Here is a 15,363-nt window from a genome sequence, read left to right as displayed (position 1 = left end):
CACAGCGTCCGGGCCCCGCGACGGTGCCTGCGGCTTCACGCCTCGGCAGCGTCCGGATCACGCAGTGGTCGCAGGCCGCCGGGCAGGTCAGGGAGCTGGAAGGAGTACCGGACGAGCATGTTGATGTGGTGCCGCACGAACGGTGAGAGGCGAGCCACGTCCTCGTCATGGACGTCGAAACCGTCCATCCGCAGCTGCTTCACCGCAGCGTCCATGTACCGCGTGTTGAACAGCACGAGGGCGTTGAGGACCAGCCCCAGAGCCCCGATCTGGTCCTCCATGCCCTCCTGGTAGCGCTGGTAGGGCTGCCCGTGCCTGCCGTGGAAGATCTTCCGGGCGAGGGAGTGGCGGCCCTCCTGGAGGTTGGCCTGGCTCTTGATCTGCCGCCGGTAGCCGGGCTCGTCGGCGAGGCGCAGGATGTGCAGGGTCTTGGCGATCCGCCCGTAGTGCGCGATCCGCCGCGGGTGGCGTCCTGGAAAGCGTCGTAGTCGGCGGTGCGGTCGATGCGCCACATCTTCTGGTCCGGCAGATCCGCCAACTGCGGCGCGTACGCGAACCCGGCCAGGGTCAGCAATCCGAAGACGGTGTCGCTGTAAGAGGTCGTTTTCTCCCGTTGTTTCATCCTGGAATCTGTGGTTGATGCTGGTTTATGGGGTCGCGCCAGGAGACGGTGGCTTCGCCGGTGAGGCGGCGGGCCATGAGGTCGGTCATGGCCAGGTGGATCATGGCTTCGGAGCGTGCGGGGAGGGCTTCGTAGTCGCGTGCCAGGCGGCGGTGGAACATCAGCCATCCATAGGTGCGTTCGACAGCCCATCGTTTCGGGATGGGGATGAAGCCCCTGGCTCCGGGGGTGCGCTGAACGATTTCCGCGTCGATGCCCAGGCGGGCTGCATGTTCGACGAGATGCTGGCGGTAGCCGCCGTCCACCCAGACTTTCCGAATGGTGGGATGGGCGGCGGCCACGGCGTTGACCAGGTGTGTGCCGGCCACTGAGTCCTGCACACTCGCGGCCGTGACAACAACCGCCAGGAGCAGGCCGAGGGTATCGGTGACGATGCTGCGCTTGCGGCCCACGATCTGATCTCGGCGAGGCTGAGGTGGATCAGTCGGGAGGATCCGTTTCTGCTTTCTCAGTGTCGAGTTCGCGGGCCTGCAGCACGGTCAGGCAGGCGTGGACTGCCATGGTCAGGGTGATGTGACGGTGCCAGCTCGGGTAGCGGCGGACTTGGTAGTCCGTCCAGGCCGCACTCCTGCTTCGCGCTCTGGTCGGGTAGGACCGCCGCATTGCTGCGGCGGTCCCCCGGGACCGTTGTCCGAGCACGCCGCTCAAGCAAGCCCCGCAGACTCGCAGGCGCTTGAAGGTGCTGGCTTGTGTCTGCGACGCCGTTCGGCCCAGTAGTCGGTGAGGGCGGGGTCGTCGACGGACGCTCTGCCCTTAACCATCTGGTGCCGGACAATCTTCGTCCAGGAGCCACAACCGCGATCATGAACGACCGTGGCTGACGTACTCCTTCAGGGCCTGTGGTTCCACCAGGTCGACGGTGTCGTGATCGAAGGCGCCGTGTCCGACGACGAGTTGGTGGTCGTGCGGGCCCGGACGGCCGCGGAATGGGCTGCGTATCCAGCGTGTGGAACCGGTCCGGGTGCGCAGCCGGTACATCCGCCGGCTCGCCGACAGCGCGGTCTCCGGACGCTCGGCGCTGATCGAGTTACGGGTCCGGCGGTTCCGCCGTGCTCAATAGGACTGCCCGCAGGCGACGTTCGCGGAGCAGGCCGACGGACTGACGTTCGCCGCCGAAGTGTCCAGACGGCCCGGGGTGGTTTGGTCAGGAGCCGTAATGGGGGAGGACGTCGGTGTCGAGCGGGGACGGCAGCGGGGCGGGCAGGTCGATCGCCTCTCCGTACAAGCCGTGAAGCTGGCCGGGGTACTCGCCGTCCTTGGGGCGGGTATGCAGAGTCCAGCGGCCGGTACGAGGGTCGCACCTGGTCCCCTGGGAGAGCTTGCTCCACCCCGAGCCCGTTGACGGCGGCAGCTCGGGAACGGCTCGACGCCGGCCAAGGAGCGGCTGAAAGGTCAGCGCATGCCCGCGCGGAAGCACTTGAGGGCATCGATCGTCCGCACGACTTCGTTGCGGCGCTTGCAGATCTCCTTGTTGAAGCCGGTGGGGCGACCGCTCTTACCGCCCCGGCTGCGTCGGTTGGTCCGCTGGTTCCTCGGTTCGGGGATGGTGTGCTTGATCTGGCGTCGGCGTACGTAACGGCGGTTGCGGCGCGAGGAGTACGCCGCGTCGCCGCCCAGATGATCTGGACGAGTGCGCGGATGACCACCGCCTGGACGGGCCGCACGTGCACCCTCCATGACCAGGATGAGCTGCGGGGCGTCGCCCCGTGCCCCGGAGTGAGCAGGTGGCTTTCCGCTTCTATGGGTGAAGTGGCAACGCGCGCACGTCCTTCAACGTGCGGAGGCCGTGTCGTCACCGAGCCGAGCGCCGGCGCGGGACGGGTGAGGCGGTTCCCTGGAATGCATCTGCGGAGGATCGGCAATTACAATGGACACATACACCCATAAGGGGCATGCGTAGGGGTAGAGGCTCTGCCGACCGCCCCGCAGAACGCAGCGCGGCGCTCTTCAGCACCCCGCGCACGTCACCATGCGCTTCTCGGATTTCCCAGGGAGCATTCTCATGGCTGGTCAAACCGCCTCAATCGTCCTTGAGCCCGAGGCACAGGAGCTCGCCCACGCAACCTCGCAACATCCGTTCCTGTACGAGCTGGATCCGACCGCAGCGCGCAAGGTGCTCGACGACCTCCAGGCCGCGCCAGTCGACAAGCTGCCGGTCGCCGAGGAGTGGGTTTCGGTTCCGGCAGCAGTGGGCGATGTACGGGTACGCATCGTCAAGCCGCAGGGCGCCACCGGAACGCTGCCCGTCGTGTTGTACATGCACGGCGGTGGCTGGGTGCTGGGCAATGCCGGTACTCACGACCGCCTGGTGCGCGAGCTGGCGGTCGGCGCCCGTGCGGCAGTGGCCTTCGTAGAGTACACGCCGTCGCCCGAGGCGCACTATCCCGTGGCCATCGAGCAGGGCTACGCCACCGCGCAGTGGATCGTCCGCGAGGGGCCGTCCAAGGGGCTGGATGCACAGCGCATGGCCGTGGCCGGGGAATCGGTCGGCGGGAACATGACCGCCGCACTCGCCCTCATGGCCAAGGAGCGCGGTGACGTCACGTTCGTACAGCAGTCGATGTATTACCCGGTGACGGATGCAGCCATGAACACCGATTCCTACGACCAGTTCGCCACCGGCTACTACCTGAGCCGCAAGCTGATGGAATGGTTCTGGGACGCCTACACGAACGACCCGAACCAACGCGCGGAGATCACCGCGTCTCCCAATCAGGCCACCATCGAGCAGCTCTCCGGCCTGCCGCCCGCCCTGCTGATCGTCGACGAGGCAGACGTGTTGCGCGATGAGGGCGAGGCGTACGCCGCCAAGCTCCGAGCCGCCGGCGTTCCGGTGACCACGGTGCGCTACGACGGCACGGTCCACGACTTCATGCTGCTCAACTCGCTGAGTCAGTCCAAAGCCGCCCGCGGAGCCATCGACCAGGCAACAGCGTTCCTGCGCAATGCCCTTGGAACCGCCCGAGCCTAGACTTTGCGGGCACGGACGCCCCACCGACACAGACGGAGCGCAGCGGGCCCGAGCCTGGGCTAGCCACGCGGTCCCGGTTCCCGGGGGCCGCAGCCTCCGGTACCAACGGGTTGAGGGGAAGGAATGAGCGGCCTGCTCTCGGACATTCTCGAGGCTCACGGCGGCGTGAAGCGGTGGGAGCGGCTGACGACCGCGACGGCCACCATCGTCAGCGACGGCGAACTCTTCGCGTCCAAGGGTCTGTCTCAGGACCTCCAGCCGCGCCGAATGACGCTCAGCTTGCATGAGGAACGTGCGTCGGTGAGCCCCTTCGGCTCCTCCGATCAGCACTCCGACTTCACGCCCGGTCGTATAGCGATCGTACGGAGTGACGGCACGGTCGTGGCCGAGCGTCTCGACCCGCGTAAGTCGTTCTCGGGGCACGTCCTGGACACCCCCTGGGATCCGCTGGACCGCGCCTACTTCAACGGGTACGCGCTGTGGACGTACCTGACCACACCGTTCTTCATGATCATGGATGGCATGACCGTCGAGGAAAGGGAACCCTGGACCGAATCGCCGGCCGAGCGCTGGCGCCGTCTCCGGGTCACGTTCCCGGACGACATCGCAAGCCACAGCACGGTCCAGGACTTCTACTTCGGGGACGACCTTCTGCTCAGACGGCACGACTACCACGTGGACATCGCCGGCGGCTTCGCGGCCGCCCAGTACGTCACTGACATCGAGGAAGCGGACGGCATCAAGTTCCCGATCAGGCGTCGCGCGTATCTGCGCGGGCCCGACGGAAGTCCTGACCACGATCACGTCATGGTGAGCATCGACCTGAGTGACGTGCACTTCTCATGACGTCCTCTGACGCACAGCGACGCCTATGGCGACCACGTCGACATCGACACGGCCTGCATGCCCGTTGCGCTCAGCAGCGATTCGACGCAGGACCGCCGGCCCAGAACAGGCGCGAGTCTGAAGGGCTGCCGAGACGGGAGCTTCAAGCTGCGATGAGAGCGCGTTGCTGGGCAATGCCTTCGTCTGCACCCGACGTCTCGTAACAAGGAGTCGTGTCCCATGCTCGCCATTCAACTTCCCCGGTTCGGGGAGCCGGAGAAGAGCCTGAAGGTTGTGGACGTGCCCGAGCCCCCGGCTCCCACCGCCGGGCTGGCACTGATCCAGATCGAATACGCCCCGCTCGACCACCACGACCTCCTCCTGGCGGAGGGTATCTACCCCGTTCGCCCCGAACTGCCCACCGCCATCGGCAACGAGGGCGTCGGCACGGTGGTGTGGGCTCCGATCCGGTACTACTCGGCCTCGATGGCGTCAGCGGAACGGCCACCGCGCTCCTGCTGGACGTGCTGACCGACGGCGCGCTGCTGGTGATCTACGGGTACCTGAGCGGCCGGCCGTTCACGCCCGACCCGGACGCGCTGAAGACGAAGAACATCACCACGACGGAGTTCTGGATGTACCAGGACGAGTTTCTGCCCCGCCTTCCGGCTCTGAACGCGGAGTCCGCGCGGCTGGTCGCCGAGGGAAAACTCGTCCTGCCCTCCGCGCCCGTCTACAAAGCGGCGGACTTCCCCGAGGCACTCGCGTACTTCAGGAACCACGGCAAGGTCCTCCTGGACTTCCACCCGCATCGCGCGTAGGCGCCGCCGCACCTGCCGCTGAGGCCGGGACCACCCCGAAGGGAAGCGGCCGGAGTCGATCACACGGCCGCTGCAGGGCCGCCGGAACGGCCTGACACACGATCAAGGATGAGCAGCATGACCGCACACAGCACCATCGGCATTCTCGGCGCGGGAGAGGTCTGCCGGGCCGTCGCCGACAAGGCGGTCCGTCACGGACATGAGGTACTCATCGGCAACAGGCGGGGCCCGGAGACACTCAAGGCGGTCGTGGCGCAGCTGGGGCCGAAGGCCCGTGCGGTGACGGCCGAGGAGGCGGCGCAGCCGGATCTCGTCTTCCTCGCGGTGCCGTTCTTCGCCGTACCGGACCTGACCGGCCTTACCGAGTGGTCCGGGAAGATCGTCGTCGACACGACGAATCAGTTCGCCGCGGCCAACCCCTGGCGGGGCCGGTACGACGTCGGTGACCTCACGGGCAGCGAGTGGGTCGCCGAGCGCCTTCCCGGCGCGCGGATCGTGAAGGCGTTCAACACCCTGTTCGCCGCGTTCATCGCCGCCGACCCCCAGCACGAGGAAGGCCACCAGGTGGTCTTGTACGCGGGCGACGACGCCGACGCGAAGGCGGCCGTGGCCGGTTTGCTGGACGAGTTCGGGTTCGCCGCACTGGACCTCGGTGGTCTGCGAGAGGGCGGGTGGCTGATGCAGTTCGACGGCCCGCTCTGCACACGGCACTTCCTGCTTCAGGATGCCGGCTGACGACCCAGACCTCGGTCACCCCCGGCACGTACGCGCAGCACACACAGGAGGAGCGTCATGAGCCGTCGTGTCGTCTACACCCGCGGCGGGTCGCCCGCCGACGTCCTGCCCGTCGTCGAGGAGCCGGAGCCGGAAGCGCCGGTGACCGGTCAAATTCTCGTCCGCACAACCGCGTTCCGGTGCACCTGGTGATCTCCAGGCCGCCGAGGCGTATCCAGGGAACACGGACAACCGGCCCCGGCCGGGGTCGAAGCCACCGGCGTGGTGGAGGCCATCGGCCCGGACACACCGATGGCACTGGGAGTCGAAGTCGGCGCACGGGTGACGGTCTTCCCTCACCCAGGCGCCGCCGAGCTCGTCGCGGGCCTCGGGGCTCGCGAGCAGTGCGTCGTGGAGCTTGGTCGCAAAGACGCCGGGCCTGGATCTCGACCGCGTCGGTTTCCGGGGTGGCAGATGCGCTCCATGGCCCCAGGCCGCGCAGACTTGGGGATGCGGCATGCGGCCGACGAAGCGAGGGTGATCCCATGACCAGCTTCAGAGGACTGCACGGACCGCGAGTGCTGGTCCGGAGTGGAGGGCACCAACAACGAGTTCGCCCACGGACACGGCATGCGCCACTGCCGCTACCGAGGACAGCCGAAAGCCCACCTGCAACACGAACTCACGGCCATCGCCGTGAACATCGAACGCCTCAGCGGCCGGTCAGTAACCGAGGAAGCCTCTTCACCGAGACCGCCGACCGCCTTCCAGACCTTCCTGGACCAGAACGACATCCCCCGGCCGAAGTCCTGGCGAACCCTCGGTACCTGAGCCCGACCATCCAAGATCCCCGACAGAGTCAAGCTTGGACAAGGTTGGCTCTCTCGACGACGGTACGTAGGACGAGCTCAACCGGTCGTCTGTATGGTGGTCTCGCCATTAGCTGATACAGCTGTGGATGATCCTGCTACGGCACTGGCCTCTCCTACGAGCTGGGGGTCAGGTCCTGGAGGCCGACGACCCGCAGCAGTTCGAGCCGCTCGTAGGTCTGCGTGCCAGGCCGTGCCGAGTGCACGATGAGTTGTTGGCTGTGACCGTCGCTGAGGAGCACCTCGCAGTCGAGGTCGAGGACTCCGACCACGGGGTGCAGGAACCGCTTGGGCGATGGGCGGCGCACCACGACGTCGTGCGACTTCCAGAGCTCCTCGAACTCCCTTGACGCGGCCCGAAGTTCCGCCACGAGGGCGGCCGGGCCCGGGTCGTCGGGGCGGGCCGCGGTGACCGCCCGCAGGCTTGCCACATGGGCGCGGGCGTGCGCCTCGTGGTTCTCGGGCGGGAACAGGGCCCGTGCGTCCGGGACCGTGAACCAGCGGCGGATCATATTCGTCCCCGCCTGGTCACCGGTCAAGGCCACCGACATCGTGTTCTGCGCGAGCACCTCGCCCCAGTCGCTCAGCACCGACGCCGGCAGGTCGTGCAGCCGGTCCAGGATCAGCAGCAGCCCTGGGCGGACGTGGCCCGAGGAACCGCCGGGCCGCGGAGGCTCCTCGCCCGCCAAGTGGAACAGGTGGTCGCGCTCGACGTCCGTGAGCCGCAGGGCGCGGGCGAGAGCGGTGAGCATCTGCCGGGATGGGTGGGAGCCGCGGCGCTGTTCCAGGCGCGTGTAGTAGTCCGTGGACATTCCGGCGAGCTGCGCCACCTCCTCGCGGCGCAGGCCCGGGGTGCGGCGCCGCGGACCCGCGCTCAGGCCCACGTCGCAGGGGGCCAGGCGGGTGCGGGCGCGGCGCAGGAAGTCGGCCAGTTCGGTTCGGTCCACGGTTCCAGGATCTCTCGGACCCGGACTCGCATCCAGGGAGCGCCGGTCCCTGGATAACCGCGTCTCTCCCGCTGTTCCCGTCGCTCCCGCACGCTTCAGACATGGCTACGACGACGAGGAGGCGGCCATGCTGACATTGGTGACAGGAGCGACGGGTCAGGTTGGGCGGCGGTTCGTGCCGCGGCTGCTGCAGAGCGCGGCGCCCGGCGACGAGGTGCGGGTTCTGGTGCGGGATGCGGCGCGCGGCGAGCAGTTCGCCGGGCTCGGCGCGCAGGTGCTGGTCGGCGATCTGCGCGACGCGGAGGTTCTCGGCAAGGCGACGGCCGGTGTGGACGCGGTGGTCAACGTCGCCGCCGCGTTCCGCGGGGTGGCGGACGAGGAGGCGCGGGCGGTCAACCGGGACGCGGCCGTCGAGCTCGGCCGGGCCGCGGTGGCCTCGGGCGTGCGCCGGTTTGTGCAGGTCAGCACCGGACTCGTGTACGGCGCGGGGCGGGGTAGGGCGCTGGTCGAGGACGACGAGACGGTGCCGGGCGGTCATTTCTGGGGCGTCTACCCCGAGTCCAAATGGGAGGCGGAACGTGCGCTCGGAGCGCTGGACGGCCTGAACGACCTCCGCATCGGACGGCTGCCGTTCGTGTACGGCGACGGGGACCCGCATCTCGCCAACGCGATGGAGTGGGCGCCGAACTGGCCCGCCATGCAGCGCCTACACATGGGTCACCACATGGATGTGGCGCGGGGCCTCCAGCGGCTGCTGTACGCGCCCGGGGCGCACGGCGTCTACAACATCGCCGACGACGCCCCGGTCACCACGGTCGACCTCTTCCAGCTCCATGGCCTGCCGGTGCCGCAGGAGGCGTACGACAAGGACGCCCCGGACCCCTGGCACAGCGTGATGTCGACGGCCCGCATCCGTCACGAACTGGGCTACCGCCCGCTGGTCCCGTCGGTGTGGACGGCACGGGACGCGGGGGTGCTGTAACCGGTCCGCGGCCGACGCCCACTTGATCGGTCACCCGGGACTGGGCGCAACCGGCTCTCCGAGCACATCGATGAACTCGTGTGGACCCGCGCCGCGTTGGGCGGCCTGATGGCCACGGCCCGGGCCCATCGGGAGGGCGAGGCGCTCGCGTGAAGTGTCCGAGCGCGCCGTGGGTCAGGTGGTGGTACGAGCGCCCCACGCGTTCCGGAGAGCTGACTCCACGCCTTCCCCGAGAACGCCGTGCGTCATCCCGCCTGGCAGGGTGGGCAGTTCAGCCCAGTGGGTCACGGTTTCCTCACTGGTAAGGCCATAAGGCAGACGGACAACGCCGTCGGAGTCGACGAAGCAGTCCCGGTGCTCTGTCCCGTCCTCACTCCAGTGCAGAGTCGTGAAGACCATCGGCCTCACCAGCCAAAATTCCTCACCCAACGCCGTAGCAGTCTCGGACTCGGTGGTGCTGTCAGCCGGATACCGGCCTGTGATCGCTGCTGCCACCGGTGTACCGCTCCGAGGCAGCCTCTCGCGGGTGTCAACCCACGTCACCACGGTGTTCAGATTCGTCATCTCCACCCTCGCTCAGGCACTCGGCACATCCTCTTCTGCCCGTATGCCGACGGCAGGCAAGGGCTCTGCCCCGACCTCGGCATCTGGCAAGACCGCCCGGCGCTCGCGAGGGTTGCTTGAGCGGGAACGAGCACTGGACGGCGATCACCCTCTCTGCGGCAACGACCTACCGGATCCTCACCGATGACGCCAACGGCTGCGTGAGCCCGGCTCGTTCTGTCCGGGATTCGAGATCACCCCCCATCGCCCGTTGGACTTGCTCCGAAACCGGCATCGGTGGGCCCTTCGGCGTGGTCGTGAGGGAGCGAGGTGCGGATGATCCGGCGCTCCCGGAGCCGGGTCACCTGGGGTGGCAACCGGCCCTCGGGGGGCTGCGTCTCCCCGACTGCGAGGACTCGGCGTGCCGGACGGAACGGAAAGGGCAGTCGATGTCGAACGGAACTCTGTGCGCGGTGCTGTGCGCTGCGGTGGCCGTGCTGCTCTTCGGCTTCGCGTGGCGGGAGGCGGCCGTGGTGCGTCGGCTGCGGCGGGACGGCATTCCCACACGGGGTGTCGTGGTCGACAACACGCAGCTCGCCGACGACGACGGGCACATCTGGGTGCCGGTCATAGCCTTCCACGACCAGCAGGGACACCGCGTGGAGTTCTCACCCCGGATGCGTGGAACCGGGATGGGCCTGGCGACCGGGCGGGAGGTTCCGGTGGTGTACGAAGGTCGGCACCCCCAGACGGCACGGGTGCAGTTGTGGCGGCACATGATGGGGCCGGCGGTGTCCCTGCTGCTCGGTGGATTGGCCTTCCTCGGCGCCGGCATACTGATTGTCCTGGAGAACTGACCGCATCAGGTGGGCAGCGGTCCATGGCGGTGTCGCGAGCGACCCCGGCATTTTCGGGTGACGTCCTTCCTCTCCGACCGTGAATCGCCATGTCACACCAGGGCAGTCAAGTCGCCCGGATCGCTGTCAGCGTCCGAGGCGTGAACATGCCCCCCTTCTACGGGGAGCTTGTCGACCATGCGTAACCGGGTCTTTCCCCGCCGGTCCGCTGCGACGTTCGCGGCGTCGGCCGCCGTCGCCTCGCTCCTCGCCACTGCTTGTTCGCGCGGCGGGGAGACGGCGCAGGCACCGTCCTCGTCCGCTGCCGCGTCGACAGGGACTGACGCGGCGCCGGGGAAACCGGCCGAGGGATCGTCCAAGGTGACGCTTCATCCTGTGCACGCGGACTTCGACTATCAGCTCGGCGGTCCCTACACCCGGCCGAGCGGGGTGTCCGTCGTCGTCCGTGCCCACACGCCGTCGCCCGCGCGGGGGCTCTACAACATCTGCTACGTCAACGCCTTCCAGGCCCAGCCGGGCGGGGAGGAGGAGTGGGATGCCGACCTGCTGCTCCGTGACAAGGCCGGCGCGGTCGTCATGGACAAGGACTGGGGGGAGGCGATGCTGGACGTGCACACCGACGCCAAGCGCAAGCGGATCGCGCGAAAGGTGAACGCCTGGATCGACGCATGCGCGGCCAAGAGCTACACGGCCATCGAGCCGGACAACTACGACAGTTACACGCGCGTGCCCGACACATGTTGGTGATCGAGTACACCGAGCAGGGCATGAAGAAGGCGTGCCGGGGATGGGGCGACAAGATCAGCATCGTCCGGCGGGATCTGTACCTCGAGCCCGCCGGTGACAAGGACTACCACCGCGAAACCTGCGACAGGTTCTGATGCACCGGCATTCGACGCCCGTCGTTTGCGAGAGGCCCCGCTCTTCAAGGACTAGCCCGATCCCGATCACTCCTCGGCGGTCAACCTTGCAGTGGGCCGGAGGCCAGGACTCTGGTGGCGAAGTTCGCCAACTGTGCCCGCATTCTTTCCCGCGGCACGCGCTCTTCTCCGGCCAGGTGCTCGACGAGGTCGGCTCGCGTGGCGGCGAGCAGGGCGTGGGCGGTGAAGTCGCTGTCGGTCAGGCCGGGGATCTGCTCCAGTACGGCTTGGAGCATGCTGTGCCACCGCTCGTAATGCTCCGCCTGGTACGGGCTGCTGCTTCCACTTTCCTCCAACGCCAGCGCGAGGCGCCGGTTGTCGAGTTTGAAGCACAGGACGGCGTCGAGCAGGGCGGGCACGCGATCCCGCGGTGGGGTCGCGGGTCCCAGGGGCGGTGGGCCGGCTTCGACGGCCTGTCTGATCGGTTCGAGCCGTGCCTCGTACAGCGCGCGGAGCAGCCCGGTGCGATCGCCGAAGGCCCGGAAGAGCGTGCCCTTACCGACGCCGGCCGCTGAAGCGACGTCGGCCATGGTGACGTCCGCGGGACTTTCGCAGCGGGCGAAGAGGGCGTCGGCGGCCGTGAGTACGGCCTCCCGGTTGCGGGCGGCGTCCTTGCGGGGCTTGCGCTCGGTCATGCTGCTCCTCATTTGCAAACCGGACCCGTGGTCCGTATCGTCGAACCGGACCCAGGGTCCGTATTCTAGAGCTGGAGGATACCCATGTCCGCGCCGACTTCTGCGGCGGATCTGTACCGCCACGGTCTGCGACTGCTGCTCGACAAGAACATTCCCGCGTGGGTCGACCTGTGGGCCGAGGACGGCCTCATGGAGTTCCCCTTCGCCCCCGAGGGCTGGCCCCAGCGTCTGGAGGGCAAGGAGGCCGTCGCCGCCTATCTGCGCCACTACCCCGACCACATCGATCTGCACGACTTCCCCGACCTGCGGATCCACCAGACCACCGCCCCGGAGACCATCGTCGTCGAGATGCGCGGCGTCGGCCGCCTGGTGGAGACCGACAGCCCCTTCGACATGACCTACATCGCCGTCGTGACCGTTCGAGACGGCCGCATCACCTCCTACCGCGACTACTGGAACCCCCTCGCCGTCCTTGAACCCGGCACCGACTTCACCGGGAGCAACCGATGACCACCACCGGCACCACGTTGGTCATCGGCGCCACCGGCACCACCGGCAGCCGCACCGCCGCGCAGCTGACGACCGCCGGCCACCGCGTCAAAGCCGCCAGCCGTCAGGCCGCCCCGGGCGCCGACACCGAGCCGGTCCGCTTCGACTGGTACGACCCCGCCACCCACGCCGCCGCCCTCGGCGGGGTCGACCGCGTCTACCTCATACCGCCCCCGGGTGACCCCGATCCCGCGGCGATCATGCTGCCGTTCCTCCATCAGGCCCGCACCGTCGGCGTGCACCGCGCGGTGCTGCTGAGCTCCTCGGCCATCCCCGAGGGCGGCCCGGCGGTGGGAACGGTGCACCAGGCTCTGCCCGATCTGTTCGACCAGTGGGCGGTACTGCGGCCCTCGTGGTTCATGCAGAACTTCACCGGCACGCACGCACACGCCGTAAGCATCCGTGCAGACGGCACCATATGGACCGCCACCGAGAGCGGCCGGGTCGGCTTCGTCGACGCCGAGGACATCGCCGCCGTCGCCGTCCGCGCTCTGACCGACGAGCAAGCCCCCAACGCCGATCTCGTCCTCACCGGACCCGAGGCACTCAGCCACGACGACATCGCCGCGATCATCACCGAGGTCACCGGCCGGCCCGTGGTCCACCGCCGTCTGTCCTACGAGCAGATGCGCGATCGCCTCACGGCGCAGACCCCAGTGGAGTTCGCCGCAATGCTGGCCGACATGGATCGTGCCATCGCCGGAGGGGCGGAGGACCGCATCACCGACACCGTCCACCGTCTCACCGGTCGGCCCCCGCGTACCTTCCGGGCCCTCCTTGATTCGAAGTGAGTCGAAGCGGCCGTAAGGGCTCGCGTAGGTCCACACCAGCGGGGGGAGACGGCTCTGCGCTCGGCCTCGGTGAGGCACTCGACCCACCGACGCCTCGACCCACCGACGCCTCGACTCACCGTCACGCACAAGGCGGTCCGGCTCGGAGTCATAGGTGATGACTCCGAGCCGAACCGCTTTCGACTCCACGGGCCCGCGGCTATCCGTCCTCGCCGTCGTCCGTCTCGTCGTCGCTGTGCGGGTCGCGCAGCGGCCGCCGGCCCGGTGCCGGCGGCTGGGTGAAGGCATACCGGCCCAGGATGATGTGGTCGTTCTGGAGCGGGGAGAGGCGGGCGAGCAGGCCAGGGCGCAGGCGGCGAGCGCGCGGGCCCGCACCTCGGTCATCGGCTCGGTGGTCGCCCCCAGGCGTCGCACGATGTCCGGGACGAGCAGATCCGTCCATTTCTGACGCTTCTCCAGCTGGCGTGCCCGGAGGGAGGGCGAGGCGTGCAGCATGCTGGTGATCTTGAGGAAGTCCTCCGGCGAGTAGGGGAGCGAGTCGAAGAGCGCCTTGAGGGCCGCCCGCAGTGCTTCCCAGGGCGGTTCGCCGGCTGGACGCGCTTCCAGCGCGGCGCGCAGGGCCTCGCCGTGCTCGGCGTGGTCGCCGAGCACGATGTCCTCCTTGGTGCCGAAGTAGCGGAACAGCGAGCGTCGCGAGATGCCGATCTCGCCCGCGATCTGTTCCAGCACCCGTACTGGCTCTTGAAGGCCCGGGCGAAGTGGCTGCTGTCGGCGAACTGCCAGTAGGCGGCGAGTTCGGAGATGCTCGGCCGGACCGTCGATGTGAGGAGTTCGAGCCGGGCCCGCTCGAACCTGCGGCGGCGGATGTACCCGACGACGGCCTCCTCGGCCGACGCGAACGCCCGCTGCAATGCCCATACAGAGACGCTGAGTTCACGGGCTGCCGCCGATCCAACCGTTTGTGTCATCGACGCCGAGAGCGTGAAAACCGCCCCCAGTGTCCCCACCAACACCCAAGGCGCCGACGCAGGCAAGCGAATCTGCTCGGAGGGCGGTGCCCAGTGTTCCCGCAGTGGGGCGGTGGCGAGGCGAGCAGCCGCAGCCGCGCTTGAGTCGGCGCGCGGTGAGCGCTCGCCGGGCTGCTCACACCTGCACGCGCTGCCAGTGGCCCCGCCGGAGCCATTCACCGTCGTCCTGTGCCCAGCTCGTCACGAGGGCCGCGACCTCGTCGTGGCCCTTCATGGCGTACGGCGGCGCCACGATGGCGCGGAAGTGCCGGTCGGGTCCGCCGTCGCGATACTCCACGAGGCAACTCCCGTCCTCCGCGAGGTGGACCTGGATGTAGTGCTGCTCCGGATCGCGGCCGTCCGTGCGTTCCACGACGAGGAACGGCAATGCCAGGTTCAGCCCGCTGAGCAGGTCGTAGAGGGTCTCCGCGTCGGGACTGTCGTGCACGGCCCCGGTGGCGGTGTGTGCACGGGTGGCGGTCACGCAGCCTCCTCCGGGCGCAGCACCGACTGATCGGCGAGCGCGACGAGGTCGTCCCCGGTCGTCCGGCTCGCTCCGTCCGGTCCGTGCACCGTCAGGGCGTCCCCGCACTCCGCCAGGTAGACGGCGCCGAGGCGGTTCTCCCACTCGACGTGGCTGCCGGGGGAGCCTGGGAGGAGGGACAGTTCGTGCCGCAGGATGTCCAGGGTCGCCAGGCCGCGGTCCGGGCCTTCGCTGTGGCTGCCGGTGCGCTCGTTGCGGTAGCGCATGCGCAGGAAGGGGACGGGGTCACGGCGCAGACGTGTCGGCTGGAGGCCCCGGTCGAATTGGTGGCGGGCCTCCGCGAGGGTCTCGGAGCCGGAGAACTCCTGCCGCCAGGCGGGGAAGAGCGCCACCGTCGCCTTGTGGAGGTCGGCGTCCTCCTGCCCGTGGTACTCGTGCACCTCGGAGCCGACGGCGGCGACCGTGTCGAAGTCCCACCCGGGGCAGGCGAGTCCGTTCAGTGCCACGAGCGGACGGTCGCCGGCGAGTACCTGCGACGCGTGGTCGCGGGCGAGTTCCAGTACGGCGCGGGCGAGCGTCGGGTCGTACTCGCCCATGACGCGCATCTCCAGCACGCGGTCCCGTGCGACCACGGCGTCGAACGAGAAGATCATGCGTGACCAGTGCCAGGCGTCCGGCACGCCGGGTACGGGCTCGGCGCCGGGCTGGGCGGCCAGCTTCGACGTCAGGTCCATGGTGGGTGGCTCCTCTGCGGTGGGGATCCTGC

Annotated in this window: 17 protein-coding genes and 8 pseudogenes; 14 read left to right on the top strand and 11 right to left on the bottom strand. The window is 68.7% G+C overall.

Annotated features, from left to right (window positions below; genetic code table 11):
- Nucleotides 1–35 precede the first annotated feature (35 nt).
- The 4 pseudogenes from ACFVT2_RS13315 to ACFVT2_RS13300 form a co-directional block, all read right to left on the bottom strand.
- Nucleotides 36–604, bottom strand: a pseudogene (locus tag ACFVT2_RS13315) (Tn3 family transposase); the annotation flags it as partial.
- 14 nt (nucleotides 605–618) lie between these two features.
- Nucleotides 619–1,080 (bottom strand): annotated as a pseudogene (locus ACFVT2_RS13310) (transposase); the annotation flags it as partial.
- A 22-nt stretch (nucleotides 1,081–1,102) separates the two neighbouring features.
- A pseudogene (locus tag ACFVT2_RS13305) lies at nucleotides 1,103–1,265 on the bottom strand (IS701 family transposase); the annotation flags it as partial.
- Between the two features lie 821 nt (nucleotides 1,266–2,086).
- Nucleotides 2,087–2,406 (bottom strand): annotated as a pseudogene (locus ACFVT2_RS13300) (transposase); the annotation flags it as partial.
- A 278-nt stretch (nucleotides 2,407–2,684) separates the two neighbouring features.
- Between ACFVT2_RS13300 and ACFVT2_RS13295 the strand changes: the two are divergent.
- From ACFVT2_RS13295 to ACFVT2_RS13265, 7 genes and pseudogenes are all read left to right on the top strand, one after another.
- On the top strand, nucleotides 2,685–3,653 hold the full coding sequence (locus ACFVT2_RS13295) for an alpha/beta hydrolase (RefSeq protein ID WP_390016196.1): 969 nt from the start codon (nucleotides 2,685–2,687) through the stop codon (nucleotides 3,651–3,653).
- A gap of 123 nt (nucleotides 3,654–3,776) precedes the next feature.
- On the top strand, nucleotides 3,777–4,499 hold the full coding sequence (locus ACFVT2_RS13290; protein ID WP_390016193.1) for a hypothetical protein: 723 nt from the start codon (nucleotides 3,777–3,779) through the stop codon (nucleotides 4,497–4,499).
- Nucleotides 4,500–4,718: 219 nt separating this feature from the next.
- Nucleotides 4,719–5,009 carry a hypothetical protein gene (locus ACFVT2_RS13285; RefSeq protein ID WP_390016190.1) on the top strand — a complete coding sequence of 97 codons (291 nt, stop codon included), beginning with the start codon at nucleotides 4,719–4,721 and terminating at the stop codon, nucleotides 5,007–5,009.
- Nucleotides 5,003–5,299, top strand: coding sequence for a hypothetical protein (locus ACFVT2_RS13280; RefSeq protein ID WP_390016187.1), 297 nt, complete (start codon nucleotides 5,003–5,005; stop codon nucleotides 5,297–5,299). The genes ACFVT2_RS13285 and ACFVT2_RS13280 overlap by 7 nt, the downstream gene beginning before the upstream one ends.
- Before the next feature lie 117 nt (nucleotides 5,300–5,416).
- Complete coding sequence (locus tag ACFVT2_RS13275) at nucleotides 5,417–6,034, top strand: NADPH-dependent F420 reductase (protein ID WP_390016184.1); 618 nt, start codon at nucleotides 5,417–5,419, stop codon at nucleotides 6,032–6,034.
- 57 nt (nucleotides 6,035–6,091) lie between these two features.
- Nucleotides 6,092–6,226: a hypothetical protein gene (locus tag ACFVT2_RS13270; protein ID WP_390016181.1), complete on the top strand. Its 135-nt coding sequence runs from the start codon at nucleotides 6,092–6,094 to the stop codon at nucleotides 6,224–6,226.
- A gap of 372 nt (nucleotides 6,227–6,598) precedes the next feature.
- Nucleotides 6,599–6,844: pseudogene (locus tag ACFVT2_RS13265) on the top strand (transposase); the annotation flags it as partial.
- Nucleotides 6,845–6,998: 154 nt separating this feature from the next.
- Here the strand turns inward: ACFVT2_RS13265 and ACFVT2_RS13260 are convergent.
- Nucleotides 6,999–7,829, bottom strand: coding sequence for a helix-turn-helix transcriptional regulator (locus ACFVT2_RS13260; protein ID WP_390016178.1), 831 nt, complete (start codon nucleotides 7,827–7,829; stop codon nucleotides 6,999–7,001).
- A gap of 127 nt (nucleotides 7,830–7,956) precedes the next feature.
- Here ACFVT2_RS13260 and ACFVT2_RS13255 point away from each other — a divergent pair, with 127 nt between their 5' ends.
- Nucleotides 7,957–8,811, top strand: a complete 855-nt coding sequence (locus tag ACFVT2_RS13255) for an NAD-dependent epimerase/dehydratase family protein (RefSeq protein ID WP_390016175.1) — start codon at nucleotides 7,957–7,959, stop codon at nucleotides 8,809–8,811.
- Nucleotides 8,812–8,985: 174 nt separating this feature from the next.
- On the opposite strand, the gene ACFVT2_RS13250 is transcribed toward ACFVT2_RS13255, so the two are convergent.
- The gene (locus ACFVT2_RS13250; RefSeq protein WP_390016172.1) at nucleotides 8,986–9,375 is read right to left on the bottom strand and encodes an AQJ64_40280 family protein; all 390 of its coding nucleotides are present in this window, start codon (nucleotides 9,373–9,375) and stop codon (nucleotides 8,986–8,988) included.
- Between the two features lie 428 nt (nucleotides 9,376–9,803).
- Between ACFVT2_RS13250 and ACFVT2_RS13245 the strand changes: the two genes are divergently transcribed.
- Nucleotides 9,804–10,211 (top strand): DUF3592 domain-containing protein, encoded by a 408-nt coding sequence (locus ACFVT2_RS13245; RefSeq protein WP_390016170.1) that lies wholly within the window; start codon nucleotides 9,804–9,806, stop codon nucleotides 10,209–10,211.
- Nucleotides 10,212–10,388: 177 nt separating this feature from the next.
- Nucleotides 10,389–11,092, top strand: a pseudogene (locus ACFVT2_RS13240) (endo alpha-1,4 polygalactosaminidase).
- A gap of 80 nt (nucleotides 11,093–11,172) precedes the next feature.
- On the opposite strand, the gene ACFVT2_RS13235 reads toward ACFVT2_RS13240, so the two are convergent.
- A complete protein-coding gene (locus ACFVT2_RS13235) occupies nucleotides 11,173–11,766 on the bottom strand; it encodes a TetR/AcrR family transcriptional regulator (protein WP_390016168.1) in 594 nt (197 codons plus the stop codon).
- 84 nt (nucleotides 11,767–11,850) lie between these two features.
- Between ACFVT2_RS13235 and ACFVT2_RS13230 the strand changes: the two genes are divergently transcribed.
- Together ACFVT2_RS13230 and ACFVT2_RS13225 are read left to right on the top strand one after the other, a co-directional pair.
- Nucleotides 11,851–12,276, top strand: coding sequence for a nuclear transport factor 2 family protein (locus tag ACFVT2_RS13230; RefSeq protein WP_390016165.1), 426 nt, complete (start codon nucleotides 11,851–11,853; stop codon nucleotides 12,274–12,276).
- Entirely contained in the window at nucleotides 12,273–13,106 is an 834-nt protein-coding gene (locus ACFVT2_RS13225) for an NmrA family NAD(P)-binding protein (protein ID WP_390016163.1), read from the top strand. Before ACFVT2_RS13230 ends, ACFVT2_RS13225 begins: the two co-directional genes overlap by 4 nt.
- 199 nt (nucleotides 13,107–13,305) lie before the next feature.
- On the opposite strand, the gene ACFVT2_RS13220 is transcribed toward ACFVT2_RS13225, so the two are convergent.
- Nucleotides 13,306–13,548: a hypothetical protein gene (locus tag ACFVT2_RS13220; RefSeq protein WP_390016501.1), complete on the bottom strand. Its 243-nt coding sequence runs from the start codon at nucleotides 13,546–13,548 to the stop codon at nucleotides 13,306–13,308.
- A 44-nt stretch (nucleotides 13,549–13,592) separates the two neighbouring features.
- On the opposite strand from ACFVT2_RS13220, the gene ACFVT2_RS13215 reads away from it, so the two are divergent.
- Nucleotides 13,593–13,892, top strand: a complete 300-nt coding sequence (locus tag ACFVT2_RS13215; protein WP_390016497.1) for a hypothetical protein — start codon at nucleotides 13,593–13,595, stop codon at nucleotides 13,890–13,892.
- Here the strand turns inward: ACFVT2_RS13215 and ACFVT2_RS13210 are convergent.
- A pseudogene (locus ACFVT2_RS13210) lies at nucleotides 13,892–14,074 on the bottom strand (DNA-binding protein); the annotation flags it as partial. The gene ACFVT2_RS13215 and the pseudogene ACFVT2_RS13210 sit on opposite strands and share 1 nt — an antisense overlap.
- On the opposite strand from ACFVT2_RS13210, the pseudogene ACFVT2_RS13205 reads away from it, so the two are divergent.
- Nucleotides 14,052–14,147 (top strand): annotated as a pseudogene (locus ACFVT2_RS13205) (IS5/IS1182 family transposase); the annotation flags it as partial. The pseudogenes ACFVT2_RS13210 and ACFVT2_RS13205 sit on opposite strands and share 23 nt — an antisense overlap.
- A 102-nt stretch (nucleotides 14,148–14,249) precedes the next feature.
- Here ACFVT2_RS13205 and ACFVT2_RS13200 read toward each other — a convergent pair.
- Together ACFVT2_RS13200 and ACFVT2_RS13195 are read right to left on the bottom strand one after the other, a co-directional pair.
- Entirely contained in the window at nucleotides 14,250–14,597 is a 348-nt protein-coding gene (locus ACFVT2_RS13200; protein WP_390016495.1) for a hypothetical protein, read from the bottom strand.
- Nucleotides 14,594–15,331, bottom strand: coding sequence for a hypothetical protein (locus ACFVT2_RS13195; RefSeq protein WP_390016160.1), 738 nt, complete (start codon nucleotides 15,329–15,331; stop codon nucleotides 14,594–14,596). Before ACFVT2_RS13195 ends, ACFVT2_RS13200 begins: the two co-directional genes overlap by 4 nt.
- Between the last annotated feature and the right edge of the window lie 32 nt (nucleotides 15,332–15,363).

This window comes from Streptomyces sp. NPDC058000, assembly GCF_042886435.1.
Taxonomy (GTDB): Bacteria; Actinomycetota; Actinomycetes; order Streptomycetales; family Streptomycetaceae; genus Streptomyces.
Note: the sequence above shows the minus strand (reverse complement) of the source record. Positions and strands in the feature narration are given on the sequence as shown.

Excerpts from the sequence above, each read along its gene's own strand:
- ACFVT2_RS13295 (WP_390016196.1), top strand. The coding sequence starts at position 2,685 with ATGGCTGGTCAAACCGCCTCAATCGTCCTTGAGCCCGAGGCACAGGAG.
- ACFVT2_RS13290 (WP_390016193.1), top strand. The coding sequence starts at position 3,777 with ATGAGCGGCCTGCTCTCGGACATTCTCGAGGCTCACGGCGGCGTGAAG.
- ACFVT2_RS13285 (WP_390016190.1), top strand. The coding sequence starts at position 4,719 with ATGCTCGCCATTCAACTTCCCCGGTTCGGGGAGCCGGAGAAGAGCCTG.
- ACFVT2_RS13275 (WP_390016184.1), top strand. The coding sequence starts at position 5,417 with ATGACCGCACACAGCACCATCGGCATTCTCGGCGCGGGAGAGGTCTGC.
- ACFVT2_RS13270 (WP_390016181.1), top strand. The coding sequence starts at position 6,092 with ATGAGCCGTCGTGTCGTCTACACCCGCGGCGGGTCGCCCGCCGACGTC.
- ACFVT2_RS13255 (WP_390016175.1), top strand. The coding sequence starts at position 7,957 with ATGCTGACATTGGTGACAGGAGCGACGGGTCAGGTTGGGCGGCGGTTC.
- ACFVT2_RS13250 (WP_390016172.1), bottom strand. The coding sequence starts at position 9,375 with ATGACGAATCTGAACACCGTGGTGACGTGGGTTGACACCCGCGAGAGG.
- ACFVT2_RS13245 (WP_390016170.1), top strand. The coding sequence starts at position 9,804 with ATGTCGAACGGAACTCTGTGCGCGGTGCTGTGCGCTGCGGTGGCCGTG.
- ACFVT2_RS13235 (WP_390016168.1), bottom strand. The coding sequence starts at position 11,766 with ATGACCGAGCGCAAGCCCCGCAAGGACGCCGCCCGCAACCGGGAGGCC.
- ACFVT2_RS13230 (WP_390016165.1), top strand. The coding sequence starts at position 11,851 with ATGTCCGCGCCGACTTCTGCGGCGGATCTGTACCGCCACGGTCTGCGA.
- ACFVT2_RS13225 (WP_390016163.1), top strand. The coding sequence starts at position 12,273 with ATGACCACCACCGGCACCACGTTGGTCATCGGCGCCACCGGCACCACC.
- ACFVT2_RS13220 (WP_390016501.1), bottom strand. The coding sequence starts at position 13,548 with ATGGACGGATCTGCTCGTCCCGGACATCGTGCGACGCCTGGGGGCGAC.
- ACFVT2_RS13195 (WP_390016160.1), bottom strand. The coding sequence starts at position 15,331 with ATGGACCTGACGTCGAAGCTGGCCGCCCAGCCCGGCGCCGAGCCCGTA.